The sequence below is a fragment of the Paenibacillus pasadenensis DSM 19293 genome, from assembly GCF_000422485.1.
GTDB lineage: Bacteria > Bacillota > Bacilli > Paenibacillales > Paenibacillaceae > Paenibacillus_O > Paenibacillus_O pasadenensis.
In genome coordinates, this window is sequence record NZ_AULW01000015.1 from 265,714 (window position 1) to 288,811 (window position 23,098).

The 23,098-nt window shown below is 66.4% G+C and carries 23 protein-coding genes; 1 reads left to right on the forward strand and 22 read right to left on the reverse strand.

Annotated features, from left to right (window positions below; translation table 11 throughout):
- Positions 1–93: 93 nt before the first annotated feature.
- Positions 94–1,650 carry a YifB family Mg chelatase-like AAA ATPase gene (locus H582_RS0103735; RefSeq protein ID WP_043110887.1) on the forward strand — a complete coding sequence of 519 codons (1,557 nt, stop codon included), beginning with the start codon at positions 94–96 and terminating at the stop codon, positions 1,648–1,650.
- A gap of 52 nt (positions 1,651–1,702) precedes the next feature.
- Here the strand turns inward: H582_RS0103735 and H582_RS0103740 are convergent, their stop codons facing one another.
- The 22 genes from H582_RS0103740 to fapR form a co-directional block, all read right to left on the reverse strand.
- Positions 1,703–2,155, reverse strand: a complete 453-nt coding sequence (locus tag H582_RS0103740) for a YraN family protein (protein WP_240478921.1) — start codon at positions 2,153–2,155, stop codon at positions 1,703–1,705.
- Positions 2,152–2,505: an EscU/YscU/HrcU family type III secretion system export apparatus switch protein gene (locus H582_RS25830; protein ID WP_052332926.1), complete on the reverse strand. Its 354-nt coding sequence runs from the start codon at positions 2,503–2,505 to the stop codon at positions 2,152–2,154. Before H582_RS25830 ends, H582_RS0103740 begins: the two co-directional genes overlap by 4 nt.
- A gap of 47 nt (positions 2,506–2,552) precedes the next feature.
- Positions 2,553–4,688, reverse strand: a complete 2,136-nt coding sequence (locus tag H582_RS0103750) for a flagellar hook-length control protein FliK (protein ID WP_028597450.1) — start codon at positions 4,686–4,688, stop codon at positions 2,553–2,555.
- A 180-nt stretch (positions 4,689–4,868) separates the two neighbouring features.
- Complete coding sequence (locus H582_RS0103755) at positions 4,869–5,624, reverse strand: ribonuclease HII (RefSeq protein WP_240478922.1); 756 nt, start codon at positions 5,622–5,624, stop codon at positions 4,869–4,871.
- Complete coding sequence (ylqF, locus tag H582_RS0103760) at positions 5,621–6,499, reverse strand: ribosome biogenesis GTPase YlqF (protein ID WP_028597452.1); 879 nt, start codon at positions 6,497–6,499, stop codon at positions 5,621–5,623. The genes H582_RS0103755 and ylqF overlap by 4 nt, the downstream gene beginning before the upstream one ends.
- A gap of 41 nt (positions 6,500–6,540) precedes the next feature.
- The gene (gene lepB / locus H582_RS25835; protein ID WP_043110854.1) at positions 6,541–7,155 is read right to left on the reverse strand and encodes a signal peptidase I; all 615 of its coding nucleotides are present in this window, start codon (positions 7,153–7,155) and stop codon (positions 6,541–6,543) included.
- A gap of 148 nt (positions 7,156–7,303) precedes the next feature.
- Positions 7,304–7,648 (reverse strand): 50S ribosomal protein L19, encoded by a 345-nt coding sequence (gene rplS, locus H582_RS0103770; RefSeq protein ID WP_028597453.1) that lies wholly within the window; start codon positions 7,646–7,648, stop codon positions 7,304–7,306.
- A 157-nt stretch (positions 7,649–7,805) separates the two neighbouring features.
- Entirely contained in the window at positions 7,806–8,576 is a 771-nt protein-coding gene (gene trmD / locus H582_RS0103775) for a tRNA (guanosine(37)-N1)-methyltransferase TrmD (RefSeq protein WP_028597454.1), read from the reverse strand.
- A 4-nt stretch (positions 8,577–8,580) separates the two neighbouring features.
- Positions 8,581–9,099 carry a ribosome maturation factor RimM gene (gene rimM, locus H582_RS0103780; RefSeq protein WP_028597455.1) on the reverse strand — a complete coding sequence of 173 codons (519 nt, stop codon included), beginning with the start codon at positions 9,097–9,099 and terminating at the stop codon, positions 8,581–8,583.
- A gap of 93 nt (positions 9,100–9,192) precedes the next feature.
- On the reverse strand, positions 9,193–9,465 hold the full coding sequence (gene rpsP, locus H582_RS0103785) for a 30S ribosomal protein S16 (RefSeq protein WP_028597456.1): 273 nt from the start codon (positions 9,463–9,465) through the stop codon (positions 9,193–9,195).
- 44 nt (positions 9,466–9,509) lie between these two features.
- Complete coding sequence (gene ffh / locus H582_RS0103790) at positions 9,510–10,922, reverse strand: signal recognition particle protein (RefSeq protein WP_028597457.1); 1,413 nt, start codon at positions 10,920–10,922, stop codon at positions 9,510–9,512.
- A gap of 25 nt (positions 10,923–10,947) precedes the next feature.
- Complete coding sequence (gene ylxM / locus H582_RS0103795) at positions 10,948–11,328, reverse strand: YlxM family DNA-binding protein (RefSeq protein ID WP_028597458.1); 381 nt, start codon at positions 11,326–11,328, stop codon at positions 10,948–10,950.
- An 84-nt stretch (positions 11,329–11,412) separates the two neighbouring features.
- Positions 11,413–12,420, reverse strand: a complete 1,008-nt coding sequence (gene ftsY / locus H582_RS0103800) for a signal recognition particle-docking protein FtsY (protein WP_028597459.1) — start codon at positions 12,418–12,420, stop codon at positions 11,413–11,415.
- A 40-nt stretch (positions 12,421–12,460) separates the two neighbouring features.
- Positions 12,461–16,045, reverse strand: coding sequence for a chromosome segregation protein SMC (gene smc, locus H582_RS0103805; protein WP_028597460.1), 3,585 nt, complete (start codon positions 16,043–16,045; stop codon positions 12,461–12,463).
- 118 nt (positions 16,046–16,163) lie between these two features.
- Positions 16,164–16,862: a ribonuclease III gene (gene rnc / locus H582_RS0103810; RefSeq protein ID WP_028597461.1), complete on the reverse strand. Its 699-nt coding sequence runs from the start codon at positions 16,860–16,862 to the stop codon at positions 16,164–16,166.
- A complete protein-coding gene (gene fabF / locus H582_RS0103815; RefSeq protein ID WP_028597462.1) occupies positions 16,852–18,093 on the reverse strand; it encodes a beta-ketoacyl-ACP synthase II in 1,242 nt (413 codons plus the stop codon). The genes rnc and fabF overlap by 11 nt, the downstream gene beginning before the upstream one ends.
- Before the next feature lie 244 nt (positions 18,094–18,337).
- Positions 18,338–18,571 (reverse strand): acyl carrier protein, encoded by a 234-nt coding sequence (acpP, locus tag H582_RS0103820; protein ID WP_021880976.1) that lies wholly within the window; start codon positions 18,569–18,571, stop codon positions 18,338–18,340.
- Positions 18,572–18,689: 118 nt separating this feature from the next.
- Positions 18,690–19,439: a 3-oxoacyl-[acyl-carrier-protein] reductase gene (fabG, locus tag H582_RS0103825; RefSeq protein ID WP_028597463.1), complete on the reverse strand. Its 750-nt coding sequence runs from the start codon at positions 19,437–19,439 to the stop codon at positions 18,690–18,692.
- 13 nt (positions 19,440–19,452) lie between these two features.
- Positions 19,453–20,397, reverse strand: a complete 945-nt coding sequence (gene fabD / locus H582_RS0103830) for an ACP S-malonyltransferase (protein WP_028597464.1) — start codon at positions 20,395–20,397, stop codon at positions 19,453–19,455.
- A gap of 82 nt (positions 20,398–20,479) precedes the next feature.
- Positions 20,480–21,466: a beta-ketoacyl-ACP synthase III gene (locus tag H582_RS0103835; RefSeq protein WP_028597465.1), complete on the reverse strand. Its 987-nt coding sequence runs from the start codon at positions 21,464–21,466 to the stop codon at positions 20,480–20,482.
- Positions 21,463–22,464, reverse strand: a complete 1,002-nt coding sequence (gene plsX / locus H582_RS0103840) for a phosphate acyltransferase PlsX (RefSeq protein WP_028597466.1) — start codon at positions 22,462–22,464, stop codon at positions 21,463–21,465. Before plsX ends, H582_RS0103835 begins: the two co-directional genes overlap by 4 nt.
- Positions 22,461–23,066: a transcription factor FapR gene (gene fapR / locus H582_RS0103845; protein WP_028597467.1), complete on the reverse strand. Its 606-nt coding sequence runs from the start codon at positions 23,064–23,066 to the stop codon at positions 22,461–22,463. Before fapR ends, plsX begins: the two co-directional genes overlap by 4 nt.
- Between the last annotated feature and the right edge of the window lie 32 nt (positions 23,067–23,098).

Consider the following 23,098-nt stretch of genomic DNA (forward strand, 5'->3'; position numbering starts at 1 on the left):
CGGCTGGGCTGGTCTAATCTTAACGTATCCATATACTTTTCAGGGAAGTAAGGAAGCACCTTCGCCCGTTATTCGGGGAGGGTGCTTTTTGTCATGTCCTACAGTTCGTTCTCCAGCGCCAGCGTGCAGGGCGTCGACGGACGGCTCGTCGCCGTCGAGGTCGATCTCGCCAGCGGCTTGCCGCAAATCGCCGTCGTCGGCCTGCCCGATCCGGCCGTGCGCGAGTCGGTCGAGCGCGTCCGCGCCGCCCTGCGCAACTGCGGCTTTCAATTTCCGATGCAGCGCATCACCGTCAATCTCGCGCCTGCCGACATGCGCAAGGAAGGCACCGCCTACGATCTGGCGATCGCGGCCGCGATCCTGTCGGCAAGCGGCCAGCTGGAGGGGCGGATGTTCGAGCATACCCTCGTCATCGGCGAGCTCGCGCTCAGCGGCGAGCTGCGCTCCGTGCCCGGCGTGCTGCCGATGGCGGCGGAGGCGCGGCGGCTCGGCCTGCGGCGCGTGCTCGTCCCCGCCGCCAACGCAGCCGAGGCGGCGCTGGTCGGCGATCTCGACGTCTATTCGGCACGCAGCCTGACCGAGCTTGCCGCCGCCTGCCGCAGCGGAGAGGAGTGGCGCTCGCTGCTGTGGGAGGCAGGCGCGGATGCGGCGGCGCCTTCCTGCGCGGCGGGCGGCCCGAGCGCCGGGCTCGATTACGCGGATGTGATCGGCCAGCACGGCGCCAAGCGCGCGCTGGCGATCGCGGCCGCCGGCAGGCATAATTTGCTGCTGTCGGGACCGCCCGGCACGGGCAAGACGATGCTCATCCGCCGGCTGCCCGGCATCCTGCCGGCGATGAGCCGCGAGGAAGCGCTCGAGGTGACGAAAATATGCAGCGTCGCCGGCAAGCTGCCTCGGCAAGGGTCGCTGATCGAGGAGCGTCCGTTCCGCGCGCCGCATCATACGATTTCGGCCGCCGGCCTGATCGGCGGCGGCTCGATTCCGCGTCCCGGCGAGGCGACGCTCGCGCATCGCGGCGTGCTTTTTCTCGACGAGCTGCCGGAATTCCCGCGCAGCGCGCTGGAGGCGCTGCGCCAGCCGCTCGAGGATCGCGAGGTGACGCTGGCCAGAGCCAGAGCCGTCTTTCGCTTTCCGGCCTCTTTCCAGCTCGCGGCCTCGATGAATCCATGTCCATGCGGCTACCTCGGCGCTACGGCCGCTGCTCCCGGCCAGCCGGAGTGCAGCTGCTCGGAGACGGCGATCGACCGATACCGCTCCCGCATCTCCGGTCCTTTGCTCGATCGTCTTGACCTGCTCGTCGAAGTGCAGCGGCCGCCGGCTTTGGACAGCAGCCAGACCGGCATGGACAGCGCGCAGATGAGAGAGCTCGTCGCACGCGCGGTCGCGGCGCAGGAAGCCCGCTCGTCCTCCGCCGGCACCGCCTGGAACGGCGAGCTGGCCGGATCGGCCTTGCGCCGGGCCGCATCGCTTCGGCCCGAGGCCGCCCGCCTGCTGCAGCAGGCGTTCGACCAGCTCGGCATCAGCGTCCGCGCTCACGACCGGATCCTCAAGCTGGCGCGGACGATCGCCGACATGGAAGGCTTCGAGCGGATCGAGGCCGCTCATGTCGCCGAGGCGATCCAATACCGCCGCCTGCCCGGCTGGAGCTGAAGCGGGCCGGATTTTCGAAAAAACGCCTTTTGGAGAAGCGGCGACCGCTTCTTCAAAAGGCGTTTTTGACATGCAGCACCTCCAGCGCCCGAAGGCCGGACGCATCCAGCGTCACGGCCGCCGCATCGAAGCGGATCGGCCTGCCGTCCCATCCCTTCTGCTGCAGGTAGACGCCGGCGACTTGACGCACCTTGAGCTGCTTGCGTCCATGCAGCGCTTCGGCGGCGGAACCGAACCGGCTTCCGGTCCTGGCGGAGCGGACCTCGATAAATACGAGCGTGCCGCCGTCCTCCGCGATCAAGTCGAGCTCGCCCAGCCGGCAGCGCCAGTTCCGCTCCAACAGCCGCAAGCCGCCTCGTTCCAGCCAAGCGGCGGCCGCGTCCTCGCCGATCCGTCCGGACTCTTTGCGGCGGTCGCTTCGGGGCGACCGCACCGGCTGGCCCGCGCCGGAGCCGGCTGCATGCGCTGCGCCTCGGCTTTCCTTGCCGATCGGCCGCTTTTTCACCCGCGCCCGCCTCCTTCTTGCCCGCCAGGAGCGTCCAGCGCTCCCGAAAGAGCGCCGGCCTTGCGGTCCGTCTGATAGATGAAGCTCAGCAGCTCCGCGACGAGCTCGTACAGCTCGGCCGGAATCTGCTGGTTCAAATCAAGCTTTGAAAGCACCTCGACCAGCGAGCGGTCCTCCTGGACAGGCACTCCGTTCTCTCGTGCCCGCTGGACGATCTCGTCGGCGAGCTGCCCCTTTCCCTTGGCGACGACCGAAGGCGCTCCTTCTGCCGGGTCGTAGCGGAGCGCGACTGCCGCGCGCGGCGCTTCTTCGGCGCTGCGTCGCCCCTTGCCTTCGCCTTCCTGCCGCATGCGCCCCGTCTCGGACGCTGCTTCTGTCCCCGGCTGTGCATTCCCGCTCATACTTTGATATCCACTCCCCGATAGCGCTCCTGCCCGAATTCCGGCTTGGCCGCTGCGGCTCCCGAGTCTGCTCCCCCGCCCTCGGACGACGGACGGCTATCCGCCGCCCGCAGCCCGAGCAGCCGGTAGCCCGCTTGACGAACCTGGTCGGCCAGGCTTTGACGTCCCGCTTCCAGCAGCGCCGGCACGGCGGGATGATCGGCGAATACCGTCAACGAGACGACCTTGTCGACAATCGCCGCGTCAATGAGCGTCGTGCCGAGCTTGTCGAGCTCGAGGTCGAACAACAGGCGGCAGTTCGACGCGTCCACTTCGCCCCGCGCTCCGCGACGCGTCTGCACATGGACGGAGGCGGTCGTCGTGCCGTCCGGCGTGCGCACCGGCAGCTGCAGCGTCAGCTGGGAAAAGAACGCGCCGCTGCGCTCCGGCGTCAGCAGCAGCTGCTGGCCGGTGATCTGCTGCAGCAGCTGGGTCGCCGCGTCGCGCGCGCTCGGCGGCACGTCCGTCGCCGCAAGCAGCTGCAGCAGCGCCGGCTTGAGCGCCGCCGCATCCGCCTGATCCGGCGCCGCGAACGCCGGCAGCGGCAAGCCGGACCGTATCGTCGCGGACGCAGGCGCCTCCGGTCGGAGGCCGCGCGAGGCGGCGCCATCCATTTCCTCCGAGCGAGGCGGCGCCGCCTGGGCCGCCGCTGCCGCTTCCGGACCGCTCCGAGCGGCAGCGGCAGGCGCGTTCATGGCCGCCGAGGCGTCGCCGCGTCCAGCCGCAGCGGTTCGCCCCGCTTCCCCCGATCCCGCCGCCGCTCCCGGCTCGGCCGACGACATGCCGCCCGGGCGAGCGCCTCCGGCCGCCGCATCATGGGGGCCGGCCTCCTGCTGCGGCGCTGCGACGACGGCTGCGGAAGGAACCGTGGAGGCGGCACGGGCCAATTGATGCTCGTGGCCGGCTCCCAGCCATTGCAGCCATGCTTTGACCGCCCCTTGCGGCGGCAGCTTCGCTCCCTCGCCCTCCGCTCCGGCCGCGGAGGCGGCCGCTGCGGCTTCTGCCGCTGCTCGCGCGGCCGGAGGCTCGCCCCCCTGCGGCGCAGGCACGGCCGCGGCCGCAGCTTGCGCCGCAGCGGCGCTGAGCGCCGCGCCGCCCTTCGCTGCGCCGGCTGCATGCCTGCCGTCGGCGCCGGCCAGGACGCCTTTGCCGGAGGCGCCGCCGCCATCCGCCGGAACGCCGCGCCCCGGCAGCGATTCCGCCGCCGCGTCCGCTGCCGGCTCCAGCCATGGCCCGCCCTGCAGCAGCGAAAGCAGCCTCGCCGCAGCATCGGCCGCCTTCAGCGGCGCAGGACCGGCCTTCGCCGCCTCTGCCGCCCCGTCCAGCGGAGCCGCTTCGCCGGCCCCCGCTCCGAGCGAGGCGGTCGGCCCAGCCGGCCGCTGCTTCGCGTCTTGTCCGACCGCCGCGGCCGGAGCGGCCGGAGCCGCCGCTTCGCCGACCCCCGCAGCCCGCTTCGCCAAAGAGCCGTCTCCTTCGGCGGCATCGCTGGGCCGAGCCGAGCCCATCGCCGCCAGCTCCTGCTCGAGCCGCGCCAGCAGCTCATGCACCGGCGGACCGGACAGCGCTTGCCGCAGCCCGAGCAGCGTCTCGCTCGTCAGCGGCATGCCTCGCTGCATGGCGCTCGCCGCCGCTCGCAGCCACTCCCCGGCATCGACGCCGGCCGGCTTCAGCGCCGCAGCCGTCCGCAATCCCTCTGCCGTCTCTGCGGAGAGCGGCAGGCCGGCCGCGCGGATCGCCTTGACGAGCTCGGCCGCGCCTTTGTCGCCTGCGCCGAATCCGAGCTGGCCCGCGAGCTCCTTCCATTTTGGCGCTTCCGCCTCCGCCGCCGGCTTCGCCCCTCTCGCCGCCAGCTGCAGCACGATCACGCCCTCGTCCGTCTCGCCCTTCACTTGAAGCACGGCCGTCTGTCCCGTCTCGAGCGGCGTCTCCAGCTTGGCGAGCAGCTGGCTGTCGCCGATCTGCAGCAGCGCTCCGTCCTTCCCATGCGCTTCCAGCACCGTCGCCCGCACGGTCTGTCCCGGCCGCAGCTCCAGCGCCCGGCTTGCGGCAGGCTGGAGGTCGCCGATCGCTTTCAGAAACGATCCGATATTCATCCGCTGCCTCCTCGCTGCTCTAAGCTTCACTGCCGCCTCGTCCGCTTGCCTGCGCCGATGAGGCGGCTAACTCTATCCCGTTATATCGACCGCGCCGCTCCCGTTTGTGAGCCGCTGCCCTTTTGCCGTCCAAAAAAAGTCCCGCCTGCATGGGATGCGGGCGGGACTTCGAAGCTTTTTTTAGAAAAGCTGCAGCTGCTCTTCCGGCAATATCTTGCCGAGAAAGGAGCGGCGATGCAGCGTTGTCGGTCCGTAACGCGCCAGCGCTTCGCGATGGCGGGCTGTGGCGTAGCCTTTATGTACCGCGATGCCGTACTCGGGGTAGTGCAGGTCCCAGATCTCCTTGCAAAGCCGGTCCCGCGTCACCTTGGCCATGATCGAGGCGGCCCCGATCGACTGGCTGAGCGCATCGCCGTGGATGATCCGCGTCTGCGGCAGATCGATCTCAACCGTCTCCGCATCGACGAGCAGATGGTCCGGCGTGACTCCCAGCGCTTCGACCGCTTTTTTCATCGCGAGGCGCGAGGCCTGGCGAATGTTGATCCGGTCGATCTCCGCCGCGTCGATGCGGGCGACCGCCCAGGCGACGGCCGACTCCGCGATGACGTCGTACAGCTGCTCGCGCTTTTTCTCGCTCAGCTTTTTGGAGTCGTGGACGCCGTCCAGCACAAGGCCGGCCGGCAGCACGACTGCAGCGGCGACCACATCGCCGAACAAGCAGCCGCGGCCGACCTCATCGACGCCGCAGACGAGTCCGGCCCCTTGCCCCCATAGCGCCTTTTCAAAAGCGAGCCGATCGTCCGCCTCCGCGAGCTGCTGCTGCGGCAGCCGATCCGCTTGCCCGTCGAGAACGGCCTCCGGCCTGGCATTCGCCATCGGCTCAAACGGCAGCTGCGCTTCTCGCGCCTCTCCGCCGCGAGGCTTGCGGCGGCTCATGCGCGGCCGGCCGGCGGAGCCGCCTCCAGCGTGAGCCGGCCGAGCTTGCCGGCGCGCAGCTCGCGCAGGATGATGCCCGACGCCTTTTCGAGATCGACGCGCCCGCCGCTGACGAGACAGCCGCGGCTGCGTCCGATCTGCTCCATGACCGCCACGATCTGCATGTTGTCGTCGAGATCGGTCGGCGGCTCATCGAGGCCGAACCGCTCGCGCATCTCCGGCCAATAGCGTTCCGCGAGCACCCGAACGGCGAAGTAAGCGACATCCTCGATGTTGAGCACCTGCTCCTTGATCGCTCCGGTCATCGCCAGCTTGTAGCCGACGAGCTGATCCTCGAACTTGGGCCAAAGGATGCCCGGCGTATCGAGCAACTCCATCTCGCTGCCGACCTTGATCCATTGCTGGCCCTTGGTCACGCCCGGACGGTCGCCCGTCGCGGCGATGTACCGCCCGGCGAGCCGGTTCGTCAGCGTCGACTTGCCGACGTTCGGGATGCCGACGATGAGCGCCCTCATGGCGCGCGGATTCATGCCGCGGTCAAGCATGCGCTGGATCTTTTCGTGCAGGATCTCCCTCACCCGATGAGGGATCTCGTTCACCCTCGAGCCCGTGGACGAATCGACGGCGATGCTGGCAAAACCGCGCGAGGCGAAGTAGGCCATCCAGCGCTCGGTCTCCTTCGGATCCGCCAGATCCGCCTTGTTCAGCAGGATGAGCCGCGGCTTTCCTTTCAGGATGTCGTCGACCATCGGGTTGCGGCTGGACATCGGCACGCGCGCGTCCAGCAGCTCGATCGCGATGTCGATCAGCTTGAGCTTGTCCTCGATCTGCCTGCGCGCTCTTGTCATATGTCCCGGGAACCACTGAATCGTCATACAGACACCTCTTTATAAAATAATGTAGGGCAGGCTTTCGCCTACCCATGCTTGATGATCTGGATATCGGTCAGCGGCCAGAAAATGACGTCGGCCCGTCCGATCAGCTGATCGTACGGAATGTAGCCGATCCGGCGGCTGTCCTCGCTATTGCTGCGGTTGTCGCCCATCGCCAGGAACGAGTCGGCCGGCACCGTGCCTTCCGTGACGAGCTCGTTCGGGAAGTTCGGTCCGGTCTGGTTCCATAGCTCGCCTCTAGCTTGCGCCTCGGCGATCGCTTGCTTCAGATAGGGCTCGTCCTGCTTCTCGTCATTGACGTACACCTCGTCGCCTTCGACCCTGACCGTGTCGCCCGGCAGCGCGATGACACGCTTGATGAAGTCGCGATTCTCCTGCGGGACGTGGAACACGACCACCTCGCCGCGCTTCGGCTCGCGAATTTCGTACAGGATCTTGTTGACGATAAGCCTTTCTCCCGTGTGGAAGTTCGGCTGCATGGACGGACCGTCCACCGCGAACGGCGCGAACAGGAACCAGCGGATGATCCACACGAGCAGGGCCGCGATCGCAAGCGCCTTGACCCACTCAAATATCTCTTTCCGAGCTTTGTTGCCGCCGGATTCCGGCTGCTGCTCCTGGAGCTGCTCGTCCACCATCTGTGCTCCGCCTTCTTTCTCGGACCCGCGAGGGGTGCGTTCTCTATCTGCGCTCTCGGCTCCCGCCGCAAGCAGAGCGGGCTTCATCTGTACACGAAAAGGGGCTTGTTTGCGGCAAGCCCCTCTTTGCATTTCATCATGTGGCGGACTAGCGGCGGATCTCTTTGATCCGTGCTGCCTTGCCGCGCAGTTCACGCAGGTAGTACAGTTTCGCGCGGCGCACTTTACCGCGGCGGGTAACCTCGATGCGATCGATCTTCGGCGAGTTGATCGGGAACGTACGCTCCACGCCAACACCGTAAGAAATCTTGCGGACGGTGAACGTCTCGCTGATTCCGCCGCCGCGACGTTTGATGACAACGCCTTCGAACAGCTGAACCCGCTCGCGGGATCCCTCGATAACCTTTACGTACACTTTAAGCGTGTCGCCTGGACGGAAGCTCGGGATGTCCTTGCGCAGCTGCTCTTGCGTAATCGCTTGTACAATGTTCATGAGTAGTGCCTCCTTCCACCATAGACGTTCATATAAGCTACCCGGGCTCGCCTTATGAGCCGGATCGTCGCCGATAGAGGACCGTCCGAGTCTGCAAACAACATTTCAAATCGTACCATACTCTAGGCCGATTGACAAGCGCCTCGGCGCAGATCGGCTATTTTTTTCCGGCATCCTCGGCGCTTGCCTGCTCCTCAAGCCGCCGCTGCTCCAGCCAGCGGCGCTCCTTGTCGCTCAGCGGCGCCTCCTCCAGCAGATCCGGACGCCGCTGCAGCGTGCGCAGCATCGACTGCTCGCGGCGCCACTGCTCGATCCGGCTGTGATGGCCGGACAGCAGCACCTCCGGCACTTCCCAGCCCCGGAAGCTGGCCGGACGCGTGTAGTGCGGATGCTCCAGCAGCCCGGTGCTGTAGGAGTCCGTCACCGCCGACGACTCGTTGCCGAGCACGCCCGGCAGCAGGCGGACGATGCTGTCGATCATGACCATCGCAGGCAGCTCTCCGCCGGTCAGGACATAATCGCCGATCGACAGCTCGTCCGTGACGAGATGCTCGCGGATGCGCTCGTCATAGCCTTCGTAATGGCCGCAGATGAAGACGAGGCGCTTTTCCTGCGACAGCTCCTCCGCCTTGGCCTGGGTGAAGGGCTGTCCCTGCGGGCACATCAGGATGACGCGGGGGGAACCGGCTTCCTCGCCGCTCCCAAGCAGGTCCTCGACCGCCGCGAACACCGGCTCGGCCTTGAGCACCATGCCGCCCCCGCCGCCGTACGGATAGTCGTCCACCGTATTATGCTTGTTGCCCGAGTAGGCCCGGAAGTTCACCGCCTGCAGCGAGACGATGCCCTTGTCCCTCGCCTTGCCGAGGATGCTCGCGCCGAAGACGCCGTCGAACATCTCGGGAAACAGCGTCAGCACGTCGATCCGCATGGCGCTACAACAGCCCTTCCAGCAGCCGTACCGTAATCTGCTTGGCGCGGACGTTCACCTTGCGCACGACATCGTCGATATACGGCAGCAGCAGCTCCTTGCCGCTCTCGAGCTCGACGACCCAGACGTCGTTCGCTCCGGGACGCAAAATCTCGGTCACGACGCCGAGCCGCTCGCCGTCCTCGGTGACGACCTCGCTGCCGATGATGTCCGAGTAGTAGAACTCGCCCTCGTCCAGCGCGTCGCGCTGCTCCGCCGAGATCTTGAGCAGGCTGCCCTTGAACTTCTCGACGTCATTGATGTTCTCGTAGCCCTTCAGCTTGACGATATACACGTTTTTATGGGATCGCGCATTCTGCACCTCGACCAGCACGGCGCCTTGCTGCCCGTCCTTTTGGATCGAGAGCTTGCTGCCGGGAGCGAACCGGCGCTCCGCGAAGTCCGTATGCGGCACGATCTTCAGCTCGCCGCGAATGCCGTGCGTGTTGGCGATCTCGCCGACCGTGAACCATTGATCCGCCATCCATCTCACCTCGCCTTGGATGCAAAAGGGGCTAGGATATCATCCTAACCCTTTTGCGATGCTTATATTCGGGTCGTCCCGAACGGGAGAACCTTACTTCTGGTGCTTTTGCTCGTGGAACTTCGTGAGCACGCCTGCTTTGGAAAGCAGGTTGCGGACGGTGTCGGAAGCTTGCGCTCCCGTTTGCAGCCACTTGAGGGCTTTTTCTTCGTCGATATTCACTTGAGCCGGTTGAGCAACCGGGTTATAAGTACCGATTTCTTCGATGAAACGGCCATCGCGCGGGGAACGGGAATCCGATACTACGACGCGGTAGAACGGAGCCTTGTGCGCACCGATGCGTTTCAGACGGATACGTACTGCCATTATACTTCACCTCCTTGAAAGAATCAGGGCCGTGCCCGCGGCGCTCAGCCGAACGGGAACTTGCCTTTCTTGCCGCCGCCTCCGCCGAACATGCCCTTCAGGCTGTTCATGTTGAGGCCGCCCTTGGGCATCTTCGGCCCTTTGCCGCCGGGACCGCCCATCATCGAGCTGAACTGCTTCATCATCTTGCGCATGTCGTCGAACTGCTTGACCAGACGGTTGACCTCTGCGACCGACGTGCCGCTGCCGGCCGCGATGCGCCTCCGGCGGCTGTGGTTGAGCAGCTCCGGCTTGCGCTTCTCCTCGGTCGTCATCGACTTCACGATCGCCTCGATCCGGCCGACCTGCTTGTCGTCGACCTTCATGTCCTTCAAGCCCTTCATCTTGTTCATGCCGGGCATCATCTCCAGGATCTGATCGAGCGGCCCCATGTTCCGGACCTGCTCCATCTGCTCCAGGAAATCCTCGAACGTGAACTCAGCGTTGCGCATCTTGCGCTCCATCTCGGCCGCTTTGTCGGCGTCGATGCCGGCCTGCGCCTTTTCGATGAGCGACAGCATGTCGCCCATGCCGAGAATCCGCGATGCCATCCGCTCCGGATGGAACGGCTCGAGCGGCTCGATCTTCTCGCCGGTCGCGGCGAACTTGATCGGACAGCCGGTGACCGCCTTGACGGACAGCGCCGCGCCGCCGCGCGTATCGCCGTCGAGCTTGGTGAGCACGACGCCGGTCAGCGCCAGCTGGTCGTGGAAGCTCTGGGCGACGTTGACCGCTTCCTGGCCGGTCATCGCATCGACGACGAGCAGCACCTCGTCCGGCCGCGTCACTTCATGGATCTGCTTGAGCTCCTCCATGAGCGCCTCGTCGATATGCAGCCGTCCGGCCGTATCGATGATGACGTAGTCGAGGCCGTTGTCCTTGGCATGCTGCACGCCTTGGCGGGCGATCTCGACCGGCGACGTCTGGTCGCCCAGCGTGAATACCGGCACGTCGATGCCGCTGCCGACGACCTGCAGCTGCTTGATCGCGGCAGGACGATAGATGTCGCCCGCGACGAGCAGCGGCTTGTGGCTCGACTTCTTGAGCATGAGGGCGAGCTTGCCCGACGTCGTCGTCTTGCCCGCGCCTTGCAGGCCGGCCATCATGATGACGGTCGGAGGCTTGCCGGCCTTGGCCAGCTTGCTCTGCGTCCCGCCCATCAGCTCCGTCAGCTCTTTGTTGACGATGTCGATGATGACCATGCCCGGCGTGAAGCTCTTCTGCAGCTCCTGGCCGAGCGCCTTTTCCTTGACCTTGGCGATGAACTCCTTGACGACCTTGAAGTTGACGTCCGCTTCGAGCAGGGCCAGCCTGACCTCGCGCATGGCGTCGTTCAGATCGTCCTCGGTCACCTTGCCTTTGCCGCGCAGCTTGCCGAACACGTTCTGCAGCCGGCTCGACAATCCTTCAAATGCCATATGCCGCCACCTCCCGTCCTCATGTCTATCGCTTGTCTATGTCCAGCAGCGTCTCCCGCAGCTCCCGCCCCAGAGAGCGGATGCGCTCCCCGGGTCCGGACGGATCGTCCAGGCCGGACGCTGCGGCGTCCAGCTCATCCAGAAGGCGTCCCGCGGACGCCAGCCGGGCGAGCAGGCCGAGCTTGCTCTCGTAATCCTCCAGCAGCAGGCCGCCGCGCTTCACATGCTCGTACACGGCCTGCCGGCTGACGCCGAGCTCCGCCGCGATCTCTCCGAGCGAAAAGTCCTCCCGAAAGTAAAACGTCAGGATCTCGACCTGCTTGTCCGTGAGCAGCGCTCCGTACAGGTCGAACAGCAGGTTGATCCGCGTCGTCTTCTCCAGCGCGTCGCGGCTTTCCGTCGCCATCCGAGCAGCTCCTTCATCCGAGGCTTTTCTTCGCGAGACCTATCATAACCCAGGGGCGCGGCAGGTGTCAAGGGATGAACCTTGTCACCTGGACGAATCGGATCCGTCCTGCGCATCCTGATCGCGGATCAAGCCGGCGAACAGAGCATGCACGAACTGCTCGCTGTCGAACTGCTGCAGATCTTCCATCTTCTCGCCGAGGCCGACGAACTTGACCGGCAGGCTCAGCTCGTGGCGGATCGCGATGACGATGCCGCCCTTGGCCGTGCTGTCGAGCTTCGTCAGCACGAGCCCGGTCACGCCGCTCTTCTCGCCGAACAGCTTCGCCTGGCTGAGCGCGTTCTGGCCGGTATTGGCGTCGAGCACGAGCAGCACCTCATGCGGCGCGCCCGGAATCTCCCGCTGGATGACGCGGAAGATCTTGTTCAGCTCCTCCATCAGATTGTTCTTGTTCTGCAGCCGGCCCGCCGTATCGCACAGCAGCACGTCGACCTTGCGCTGCTTGGCCGCCTGCACCGCGTCGAACATGACGGCCGCCGGATCGGAGCCGGACTGCTGGCGGATGACGTCGACGCCGACGCGCTGCCCCCATACCTCGAGCTGCTCGATCGCGCCTGCGCGGAACGTATCCCCCGCCGCCATCAGCACCGTCTTGCCCTCGCTCTTGAAGCGGTGGGCCAGCTTGCCGATCGTCGTCGTCTTGCCGACGCCGTTGACGCCGACGAACAGGATGACCGTGATGCCCTCCTCCGCCATGCGCAGTCCGTTGTCCTGATCGCCGCCGAGCAGCCCGACGAGCTTCTCCGACAGCACCGGCTGCAGCTGCCCTGCGTCCTCGATCTTCCGCTTCTTCACCTCGGCGCGCAGGTCGTCGATCAGGTCCATGACCGTATTGACGCCGACATCGGCGCTGATGAGGATCTCCTCGAGCTCCTCATAGAACTCCTCGTCGATCTTCTTGCGCCGCGTGATCAGCTCCTCGACGCGCTCGACGAGCGCGGTGCGCGTCTTGGCGAGTCCTTCCTTGAAGACGTTCGTCACCGATTCCGTCTTGCTCGCGATGCTTTCCTTCAGCTTTTTGAAAAAGCCCATGGCTATCCCTCCGAAGCTAGCTTATCCCTTCATTCCTCTATCAAGCCGACGCCGACTCGCCGCCGAACTCGTCCTCGAGGCGGACGGAGACGAGCTTGGACACGCCGCCTTCCTCCATCGTGACGCCGTACAGCACGTCGGCTTCTTCCATCGTTCCTTTGCGGTGAGTGACGACGATGAACTGCGTCAGCTCCGAAAACTCGCGCAAATACTGTGCGAAGCGGGAGACGTTGGCCTCGTCGAGCGCCGCCTCGACCTCGTCGAGCACGCAGAACGGCACCGGCTTGACCTGCAGGATCGCGAACAGCAGCGCGATCGCCGTCAGCGCCCGCTCGCCGCCCGAGAGCAGCTGCAGGTTCTGCAGCTTCTTGCCCGGCGGCTGGGCGAGGATGTCGATGCCCGTATCGAGGATCCGCTCGGGATCGGCCAGCGTCAGATCGGCGCGGCCGCCGCCGAACAGCTTGGCGAAGACGACGACAAAATGCCTGCGGATCTCCTCGAACGTCTGCCGGAAGCGCTTCGACATCTCGTCCTCCATCTCGCGGATGACCTCGTACAGCGTCGCCTTGGCCTCCATCAGATCCTGGCGCTGGCTGTCGAGGAACTCGAAGCGCTCGCGCACCCGCTGATACTCCTCGATCGCGCCGAGATTGACCTCGCCGAGGCCGGCGACGCGGCGCTTCAGCTCGCGCACCGCGCCTTGCGCCTCGGCGGGATCGCCTTCGAGCGCGTAGCGGGCTTTGGCCAGCTCGTAGCTGAGTCCGTATTCCTCGCTCAGCTTGCGCAGCAGGTTGTCGAGCTCGACGTCGAGCCGGTTTACGGCGATCTCCGTCTGCCGTAGCTGCTCCTCCACCCGCTTCAGGCCGCTGCGCTGCTCGCGCGTCTCGCTTTCCATCTGCTCGAGCTCGCGGCTCTTGTCCGCGCGCGCGGAGCGGGCGAGCTCGGTCTGCTCGGCCGTCTCCTGCTTGCGCAGGCGCAGCCGGTTGAGCTCCTCGATCTGCGCGACCGACGCCGCCTCCAGCTCCTCCTGCTCGGCGCTGCGCTGCCGCTGCTGCGCCTCCAGCGACGCCGCCTCGGTACGGGCGCGGGCGCTCTCCGAGCGGAGTCGCGACAGCGTATCCTGCAGCGCGAGCCGCTCCTGGTCCGCCTTGGCGACGTGGATCTTGAGGTCGGTGAGCTGCACCTGCAGCTCCTCCTTCTCCGACTCGCTCGCCTTGCGCCGCTCCTCGGCGATGCGGATCGCCTCCTGCAGCCCGGCCTCGCGGATGCCGAGCTCGTCCAGGCGCTCGGCCGCATCGGCGGCCGCCTGGACGAGCTGCCGCTCCTCCTCCTCAAAGCCCGAGCGGTCAGCGGAGAATACCGCTCCCTGCTCCTGCAGTCCGGCCAGCTCGCTCTCCGCATGCTGCAGCTCGGCCCGCTGCTGCTGCTCCTGCAGCTTCAGCCGCTCCGACTGCTCGCGCAGCTCGTCGCGGTTCTGCGCGGCGATGGAGCCTTCCTTGCGCAGATCGTCCAGCTCCGCCCGCACGCGGGCGAGCTGCCGCTGCAGCTCGGCGGACTCGTGGTCGAGCTGCTCGATCTGCCGCTGGCGGCCGAGCAGGCTGGCGCCTTTTTTCTGCAGGCTGCCCCCGGTCATCGAGCCGCCGGCGTTGACGACATCGCCTTCCAGCGTCACGACGCGGAAGCGATAGCCGCAGCGGGCGGCGATCCGGTTGGCCGCCTCCAGGTTCTCGGCGAGCAGCACGTTGCCGAGCAGATTGCCGACGATCGCCAGGTAGCGCGGCTCGCTGGTCACGAGCTCCGCGGCGATGCCGACGTAGCCCTCCATCGCGGCGACCTGCCGCTTCTCCTGCTCCGGGACGCTGCGGCTCTTGATGACGTCGAGCGGCAGGAACGTCGCCCGTCCGAGCTGCCGCTGCTTGAGGAAGGAGATCGCCGCGCGCGCGGAGCGCTCGTCCTCCATGACGACATGCTGCATCGCTCCGCCGAGCGCCGTCTCGACGGCGACCTCGATGCGCTGCGGCACCCGCACGAGCTCCGCGACCGCGCCGTGCACGCCGGACAAGCCGCCGGAGCTGCGGCGCGCCGCCTTGAGCACCTCGCGCACGCCGTGCATGAAGCCGTCCAGCGCGTCCTGCATCTCCTTCATCGTATCGCGCCGGGAGACGAGCGCCTCCTTGCGCTGCTCCCAAGTCCGCAGGGCGGCCGAAGCCTCCTCCTGCCGCTTCTGCAGCTGCTGCGTCCTTTGCGACTCTTCTATGTACTTGCTGCGGATCCGCTCCAGCTCCGCCGACGAGGCGGCGAGCGCCTCGATCAGCTCCGAGCGGCGACTCTGCAGGCGGCCGGACTGCTCCTGCCACTTGCCCTCCTCGCCGCCGAGCCGCTCCTTGCGCCGCTGCAGCGCCTCGCGCTGCTGCTCCGCGTAGCGGATCTCGTTGCGCAGCTGCGCCATCGTGCCGAGCACCTCGAGCAGCTCGCCTTTGAGCGATTCGCCGGCCTCCATGGACGTGCCGCCGGCGACGCCGCGCAGCCGGTTCTCCTCGCTGCCCATGCGGCTGCGCAGGTCGATCAGCTCCGCCTCGAGCGCGCCGGCCTTCGCCCGCGCCTGCTCCTCCTCCGCGGCGAGCTCCGCCTGGCGCGCGGCAGCCGTCTCCAGCGCCTGCGCCAGCTGCTCGCGGCTGTCTGCAAGGTAGCGGCGGCGCTCCTTGAGCACCTCGCCCTGGCCTTCGCATTTTTCGAACTCCTCGCTGTAGGCGAGCATCTGCCCGTGCAGCTCCTCGAGCCGCTCCTCAAGCCGGCGCAGCTGCAGCCGGTCCTGCTCGAGCGACGCGTCGTGGCGGCTGACGACCGCCGACAGCTCCAGCTCCTCCTTCTTCAGCCCTTCCATGCGCGCATTGTTCTCGTTCCAGCTTTTGTGCACGCCCTCGATCTGATGCACGTAGAGCGCGATCTCGCGGTGCTTGAGCTCCTCCTTGAGCGACTTGTACAGCAAGGCGCGCTCGGACTGCTCGCGCAGCGGCTCGACCTGGTCCTCGAGCTCGGAGACGAGGTCATGGATGCGGAGCAGATTGCCCTCGGCGTCGTCGAGCTTGCGCTGCGCCTCGCGCTTGCGCGACTTGTACTTGACGATGCCGGACGCTTCCTCGAAAATGCCGCGGCGGTCCTCCGAGCGCGTGCTCAGAATCTCCTCGATCCGACCTTGGCCGATGATGGAGTACGCCTCCTTGCCGATGCCGGTATCCATGAACAGCTCGGTGATGTCCTTGAGCCGGCACGGCTGGCGGTTGATCATGTATTCGCTGTCGCCGCTGCGATGGACCCGCCGCGTCACCGTCACCTCGTGATGCTCGACGGACAGCGCGCCGTCGGAGTTGTCCAGCGTAAGCGAGACTTCCCCGAAGTTGACGGCCTTGCGCGCGTCGCTGCCGGCGAAGATGATGTCCTCCATCTTGCCGCCGCGCAGGCTTTTGGCGCTCTGCTCGCCGAGCACCCAGCGGATGCCGTCGGATATGTTGCTTTTGCCGCTGCCGTTCGGGCCGACGACGGCGGTGATGCCCCTTACGAACTCCATCTCGGTCTTGTCGGCGAACGACTTGAAGCCGGACAGCTCAATGCGTTTCAACAACATCGGTCGATGTCACCTCTTGCGGCTATTGTACCATACGGACAAAAGCCCCGGCACCTGAAGCGGTTCAGGCTGCCGGGGCTTTCGGCCATGCGGTCCGGGCGACAGGCGCCCGTCCTTCCTACACTTCCTCGCGCGTCTTTTCCCAAGCTTCCTCGGCGGCGCGCTGCTCGGCTTCTTTTTTGGTGCGGCCGGAGCCTACGCCGAGCACTTGCTCCCCGACGAGCACCTCCACGACGAACTCGCGGTCATGAGCCGGCCCGCGCTCTTCAGCGACGCGGTATTCCACCGTGCCGAGCGCCAGGTTCTGCGCCCGTTCCTGGAGCTTGGACTTGTAGTCCTTGCCGGACAAGCCCGGCGTGTCCTCCAGCCTGGGGAACATCTCCTGCCGCAGGAAGGCGCGGACCGAATCGACGCCCGCATCGAGATAAAGGGCTCCGATGAACGCCTCGAACAGATCGGCGAGCAACGCCGGGCGCTGGCGCCCGCCGAGCTGCTCCTCTCCTTTGCCCAAGCGGACGTAGGAGCCGAAGTCGAGCAGCTCCGCGAAGCGGGCGAGCGAGGGCTCGCAGACGATGGCGGCCCGCATGCGGGTCAGCTCGCCTTCCGGCCGATCGGGATGCGTGGCGAACAGATGCTCCGAGACGAGCAGCTGGAGCACCGCGTCGCCGAGGAATTCGAGCCGCTCGTTGTCCTCCGAGACGCTGCTGCGATGCTCGTTGACGTACGAGGTGTGCGTGAAGGCGAGCCTCAGCAGCTGCGGCTTGCGGAACGTGAGGCCAAGCTGCCGCTGAAGCTCCTGAATCCGATCACGCTTCATGCTTCTTCATGATGATTGTGGCGTTATGGCCGCCGAAGCCGAACGAGTTCGACAGCGCCACCCGCACGTCCGCCTTGCGGGGCTCGTTCGGCACGTAATCGAGATCCAGCTCCGGATCCTGGTTGTCGAGATTGATCGTCGGCGCGATGACGCCGTTTTCGAGCGTCATCGCCAGGATGACGGCTTCGACTCCGCCGGCCGCGCCGAGCAGATGGCCCGTCATCGACTTGGTCGAGCTGACGGCCAGCTTGTACGCATGGTCGCCGAACGTGTTCTTGATCGCCGTCGTCTCCGACTTGTCGCCGACCGGAGTCGACGTGCCGTGCGCGTTGATATAGTCCACCGCCTCCGGCTCGATGCCGGCGTCGCGGATCGCCATGCGCATGCAGCGCGTCGCTCCGTCCGGGTCCGGCTCCGTCATGTGGTGGGCGTCGCCGCTCATGCCGTAGCCGATCACCTCGGCATAGATATGGGCGCCGCGCGCCTGCGCATGCTCGAGCGACTCGAGAATGAGCACGCCGGCTCCCTCGCCCATGACGAAGCCGTCGCGGTCGACGTCGAACGGACGGCTCGCCTTATGCGGCTCGTCGTTGCGCACGCTCATCGCGCGCATGCTGCAGAAGCCGGCCATCGCCATCGGGCGGATCGTCGACTCGGCGCCGCCGCAGATCATGACGTCGGCGTCGCCGCGCTGGATCATCTTGAACGAGTCGCCGATCGTATGCGTGCCGGTCGCGCAGGCCGTCACGACGGTCGTGTTCGGGCCTTTCGCGCCGGTCGCCATCGACACCTGGCCGGAGGCCATGTTGGCGATCATCATCGGGATGAAGAACGGGCTGACGCGCTTCGGCCCCTTTTCGAGCAGGACGCTGTGCTGGTCCTCCCAGGTGCCGAGGCCGCCGATGCCGGAGCCGACCATAACGCCGGTGCGCTCCGCGTCGGAGTTCTCGCCGATGCGCAGGCCCGCGTCCTCGACCGCCTTCAGGCTGGCGACGACGGCCAGCTGCACGAAGCGGTCCATGCGGCGGGCTTCCTTTTTGTCCAGGCCGTAGGCCTCGGGCTCGAAGCCCTTGATCTCGGCCGCGATGCGGGTCGTATACTCGCTCGCGTCGAACGACTCGATGGTCGAGACGCCCGATCTGCCCTCGAGCAGGCTGCCCCAGAACTGGTCCTTGCTGTCGCCCAGGCTTGTCAGCACGCCCAGGCCGGTTACTACGACTCTATTTGTCATTGGTAAAAGGTTCACCTCGGGAAACGGCAGGTTGGACGGCCGGATGCCGGACCGTCTTGAAGCGTCTTGTCATGCGGTGTATGGAATTCCCCGCCTGCTGGAGGCAGGAAAAGATCTTCGTGGTCAGTTCGATGCGCAGCGCGCATGCGGATGAAGCGGAATGAATCCGGCGGGATGGGACATGCGGAAAACCGCCTGGCGTAAGAGAGAAGTCCCGTCGTGAAACGGGACTCTGCTTGGACAATTACGTATGAGATTGTATGTAATTGACTACTTCTCCCACCGTTGTAATCTTCTCTGCATCTTCATCAGAGATCTCCAGGTCGAATTCATCCTCAAGCTCCATGACCAGCTCGACTACATCTAGCGAGTCAGCGCCGAGGTCATCCTTGAAGGAAGCTTCGAGGGTCACTTCCGCTTCGTCAACGCCAAGGCGATCGACTACGATGCGTTTGACGCGATCCACTACTTCGGACATCCGGTTCACCTCCTCCATCGTATTATACGAGAATCCTATTCAAAATGCCATACGCAAACGGTTCCTCGGAGACGGAACGAAAGCAGGCGGCCGCTATAGGATGGCCGCGCCGCGTCCATTACATGTACATGCCGCCGTCCACATGCACCGTCTGTCCGGTCATGTAGGCGGCCGCATCGGACGCCAGGAAGCGCACCGCGGCGGCGATGTCCTCCGGCCGGCCGAGACGGGCGAGCGGAATGCCGCCGAGCATCGACTCGCGGGCCTCCGCAGGCAGCTTGTCCGTCATGTCCGTCTCGATGAAGCCGGGCGCGACGCAGTTGACGGTGATGCCGCGCGAGCTGAGCTCCCGCGCCGACGACTTGGTGAGGCCGATGACGCCGGCCTTGGCCGCGACATAGTTGGCCTGGCCCGGATTGCCGAGCGCGCCGACGACCGAGGAGATATTGATGATGCGGCCGGAGCGCTGCTTCATCATCGGACGGCTGACGGCCTTGATGCCGTTGAACACGCCCTTCAGGTTCGTCTCGATGACCTGGTCGAACTCCTCTTCCTTCATCCGCATGATCAGATTGTCGCGCGTGATGCCGGCGTTGTTGACGAGGATGTCGATCCTGCCCCAGGCGTCGAGCACGCTTTTGACGAGGCCGTCGAAATCGGCGGCCTTGCCGACGTCGCCCTTGAGCACGAGCGCCTTGCGGCCGAGCGCTTCTACCGCTGCCGCCGTCTCGGCGGCAGCGGCCTCGCTGCCGGCGTAGTTCACCGCCACGTCGGCGCCCGCCTCGGCGAGCGCGACGGCGATCGCGCGGCCGATGCCGCGCGAGGCGCCCGTCACGAGAGCCGTCTTGCCCGTCAGATCTGCAAACATATCCGGTTCCTCCCTATGCTTCGTTGTTCAGCTCGGCGGCTGCCGCCTGCAGCGACTCCACGCTGTTGACGGACAGCACGCGCACGCCGCGGTCCGTCTTTTTGATGAGGCCGGCGAGGACGGAGCCCGAGCCGAGCTCCACGAACGTATCGACGCCTTCGTCGATCAGGCGGCGCACCGTGTCCTCCCACAGCACCGGCGAGTACACCTGCTCCACGAGCAGGCGGCGGATCTCCTCCGCGGCCGTCGCCGGAGCCGCCGTCACGTTGGCGACGACCGGCACCGACGCGTCCCGGATCGCGACCTCGCTCAGCACGGCGGCCAGCTTGTCCGCCGCCGGCTTCATGAGCGAGGAGTGGAACGGCCCGCTCACCTCGAGCGGAATCGCGCGCTTCGCGCCCGCTTCCTTGATGCGCTCGCCCGCCCGGGCGACGCCCTCGGCGCTGCCGGAGATGACGATCTGCCCCGGGCAGTTGACGTTGGCCAGCTCGACGGGATGGCCCTCGGCCGCGATCGAGGCGCAAAGCGCGGCAAGCGCCTCGCGCTCGGCGCCGAGCACGGCGCTCATCGCGCCTTGCCCGCCCGGCACCGCCTGCTCCATGAACTCGCCGCGGCGGCGCACCGTGCGCACGGCGTCGGCGAAGCCGAGCGCTCCCGCCGCCGTCAGCGCGCTGTACTCGCCGAGGCTGTGGCCTGCGACGTAATCCGGCTTGATGCCCGTCTCGCGGAACGCCTCGAGGAAGGCCGCGCTCACCGTCAGCAGCGCCGGCTGCGTGTTGGCCGTCTGCTTGAGCGCTTCATCCGGACCTTGGAAGATCAGCTCGCTCAGCGCGAAGCCGAGCGCGGCGTCCGCTTCCTCGAATACGGCGCGCGCCGCCGGGCTGGCGTCGTACAGGTCCTTGCCCATGCCGACCGCCTGGGCGCCCTGGCCCGGAAATACAAATGCGATTTTGCCCATGCTGAAAGCCGCCTTTCGTAGCTTGTCGGTTGTTGCCGCCCGAGGCGGCGGCGTCCTCCCGTTCGGAGGACGCCGAGTCCTGTCACCAGACGAGGACGGATGCCCCCCAGGTGAGGCCGCCGCCGAAGCCGACGAGCAGCAGCTTGTCGCCTTCGCTCACCTTGCCCTGCTCGACGGCTTCGGCGAGCGCCAGCGGGATCGAGGCGGCCGATACGTTGCCGTAGCGGTCGAGATTGACCATCGCCTTGTCCTCCGGCAGCTCCAGCCGGTTCAGAGCGGACTGGATGATGCGGATGTTCGCCTGATGCGGGATGAGCAGGTCGATGTCGCCTTTGCCGAAGCCGGCCTTGGACAGCGCCTGCTCCGCCGAGGCGCCCATGACGCGCACCGCGAACTTGAACACGTCGTTGCCGGCCATCTTGAGGTAATGCTGCTTGGCCTCGACGCTGTCCGCCGTCGACGGCAGGCGCGAGCCGCCGCCCGGAATCTTGAGCAGCTGGCCGCCGCTGCCGTCGGAGCCGAGCTCGAACGACTGGAAGCCCCGTCCCTCCGGCACCTCGCCGAGCACGACCGCGCCCGCGCCGTCGCCGAACAGGATGCAGGTGTTGCGATCCGTGTAGTCGGTGATGCGCGAGAGGCATTCCGCGCCGACGAGCAGCACATGCTTGTACAGGCCTGCCTGGATCATGCTCGACGCCGTCGCCAGGCCGTAAATGAAGCCCGAGCAAGCCGCCGACAGGTCGAATGCCGCGGCGCGGGAGGCGCCGAGCCGATCCTGCAGCAGGCTCGCCGTGGATGGGAAGAACATATCGGGCGTGATCGTCGCGACGATGATCAGATCGAGCTGCTCGGCCGTGATGCCGGCGCTCTCGAGCGCCTTCAAGCTCGCCTCGAAGGCGAGGTCGGACGTCGCCTGCCCTTCGGCGGCGATGCGCCGCTCGCGGATGCCGGTACGGGTGACGATCCATTCGTCGTTCGTCTCGACCATCCGCTCCAGGTCTTGGTTCGTAAGAACCTTCTCGGGGACGTACTTGCCGGTGCCGATGATGCCGACCGATATGGACTTCATGACAGGACCTCTTTTCCTTTTATCTCTGCGGCCACCGTCGGGATGAGCCGGGCCTGCAGCGCGATCCGCGCCTGGCGGACGGCGTTTTTGACCGACTCGGCATCCGAGGAGCCGTGGCATTTGACGACGAGTCCGTTCAGCCCGAGCAGCGGCGCTCCGCCGTACTGGGCGTAGTCCATCTTGCTCTTCAGCCCTTTGAGCCCGGGCATGAGCACGGCGGCGGCCAGCTTGGTCAGCAGGCTGCTCGTGAAGGCGGACTTCAGCTCCTTCATGATCGCTCCGGCCGTGCCCTCCATCGTCTTGAGCAAAATGTTGCCGGCGAAGCCGTCGCATACGAGCACGTCGCAATTGCGCTGCATGACGTCGCGCGACTCGACGTTGCCGACAAATTCGATCGGAGCCTTCTCCAGCAGCTCGAACGCCGCCTTCGTCAGCTCGCTGCCTTTGCCCGGCTCGGTGCCGACGTTGAGCAGGCCGACGCGCGGACGCGCGATGCCGTGCACCTTCTCGCGGTAGATGCTGCCCATGACCGCGTACTGCGCGAGATGCTCCGGCTTGGCGTCCATGTTGGCGCCAAGGTCGAGCGCCAGCACGCCGACGTTGTCGAGCGTCGGCAGCACCGGCGCGAGCGCCGGGCGCTCGATGCCGTCCATGCGGCCGACGACGAGCAGGCCGGCCGTCATGAGCGCGCCGGTATTGCCTGCGGACAGCATCGCGTCCGCCGCGCCTTCGCGGACGAGCCGTCCGGCCACGACCATCGAGGCGTCCTTCTTGCGGCGCACGGCGCGCACCGGCTCGTCGTCCGCCTCGATCTTCTCGCTGGCGGGATGGATCGTCAGATTGGACGGCGGAGCGCCGTCCAGATGCGCTTCGATCGCCTCGGGGGCGCCGACCAGCACGAGCTGCGTGTCGGGCCATTCGCGGGCCGCCGCCAGCGCCCCCTTGACGATCTCCGCAGGCGCGCGGTCTCCGCCCATCGCGTCAATCGCGATCTTCAATGCTCGTCTCCTCCTTCTATGCTTGCCGCTTCGCCGCCGGAACGGTGGATCATGAACTGGCCTTCGAACACCAGCTCGTCCCCGACGTAGGAAAACACCTCGACCTTGGCCTTGCTGCGCTGCCCGGCCCGGCGCACGTACGCCTTGGCGATGCACTTCTCTCCGAGGCGGACCGGCCGCAGGAAGCGGATGTCCGCCGTCGCGGTCAGCGCGACCTCGTCGTTGATGACGGCGACGGCAAGCGAGTTCGCCTGCGCGAACAGATGATGTCCCCGCGCGATGCCGCTGCGGGAGAAGGCATGCTCCTCCCCGATCTCGAAAATCGAGATGCCGCTGCGGTCAAGCTGCAGATCGACGATCTCGCCGATCACCTCGTCGGCCTGCAGCGAGCGGATCGGATCGTACGAGCGCTCCGCCATCAGCTTGAGCCGCTCGCGAAGCTCGGGTATGCCGAGCTCCATCCGATCCAGGCGGACCGTCTGGATGCTTACTTTGAGCAGGCGGGTCAGCTCGCGGTCCGTCATGAAGGGATTGTCCTCCATATGCTTCAGTAGCTGCTGATGCCGCTGCTTTTTCGGAAGGCGTTCGATGACCTGCACCACCTTTAACCTTAACCTATGCACGATTCCGAAGT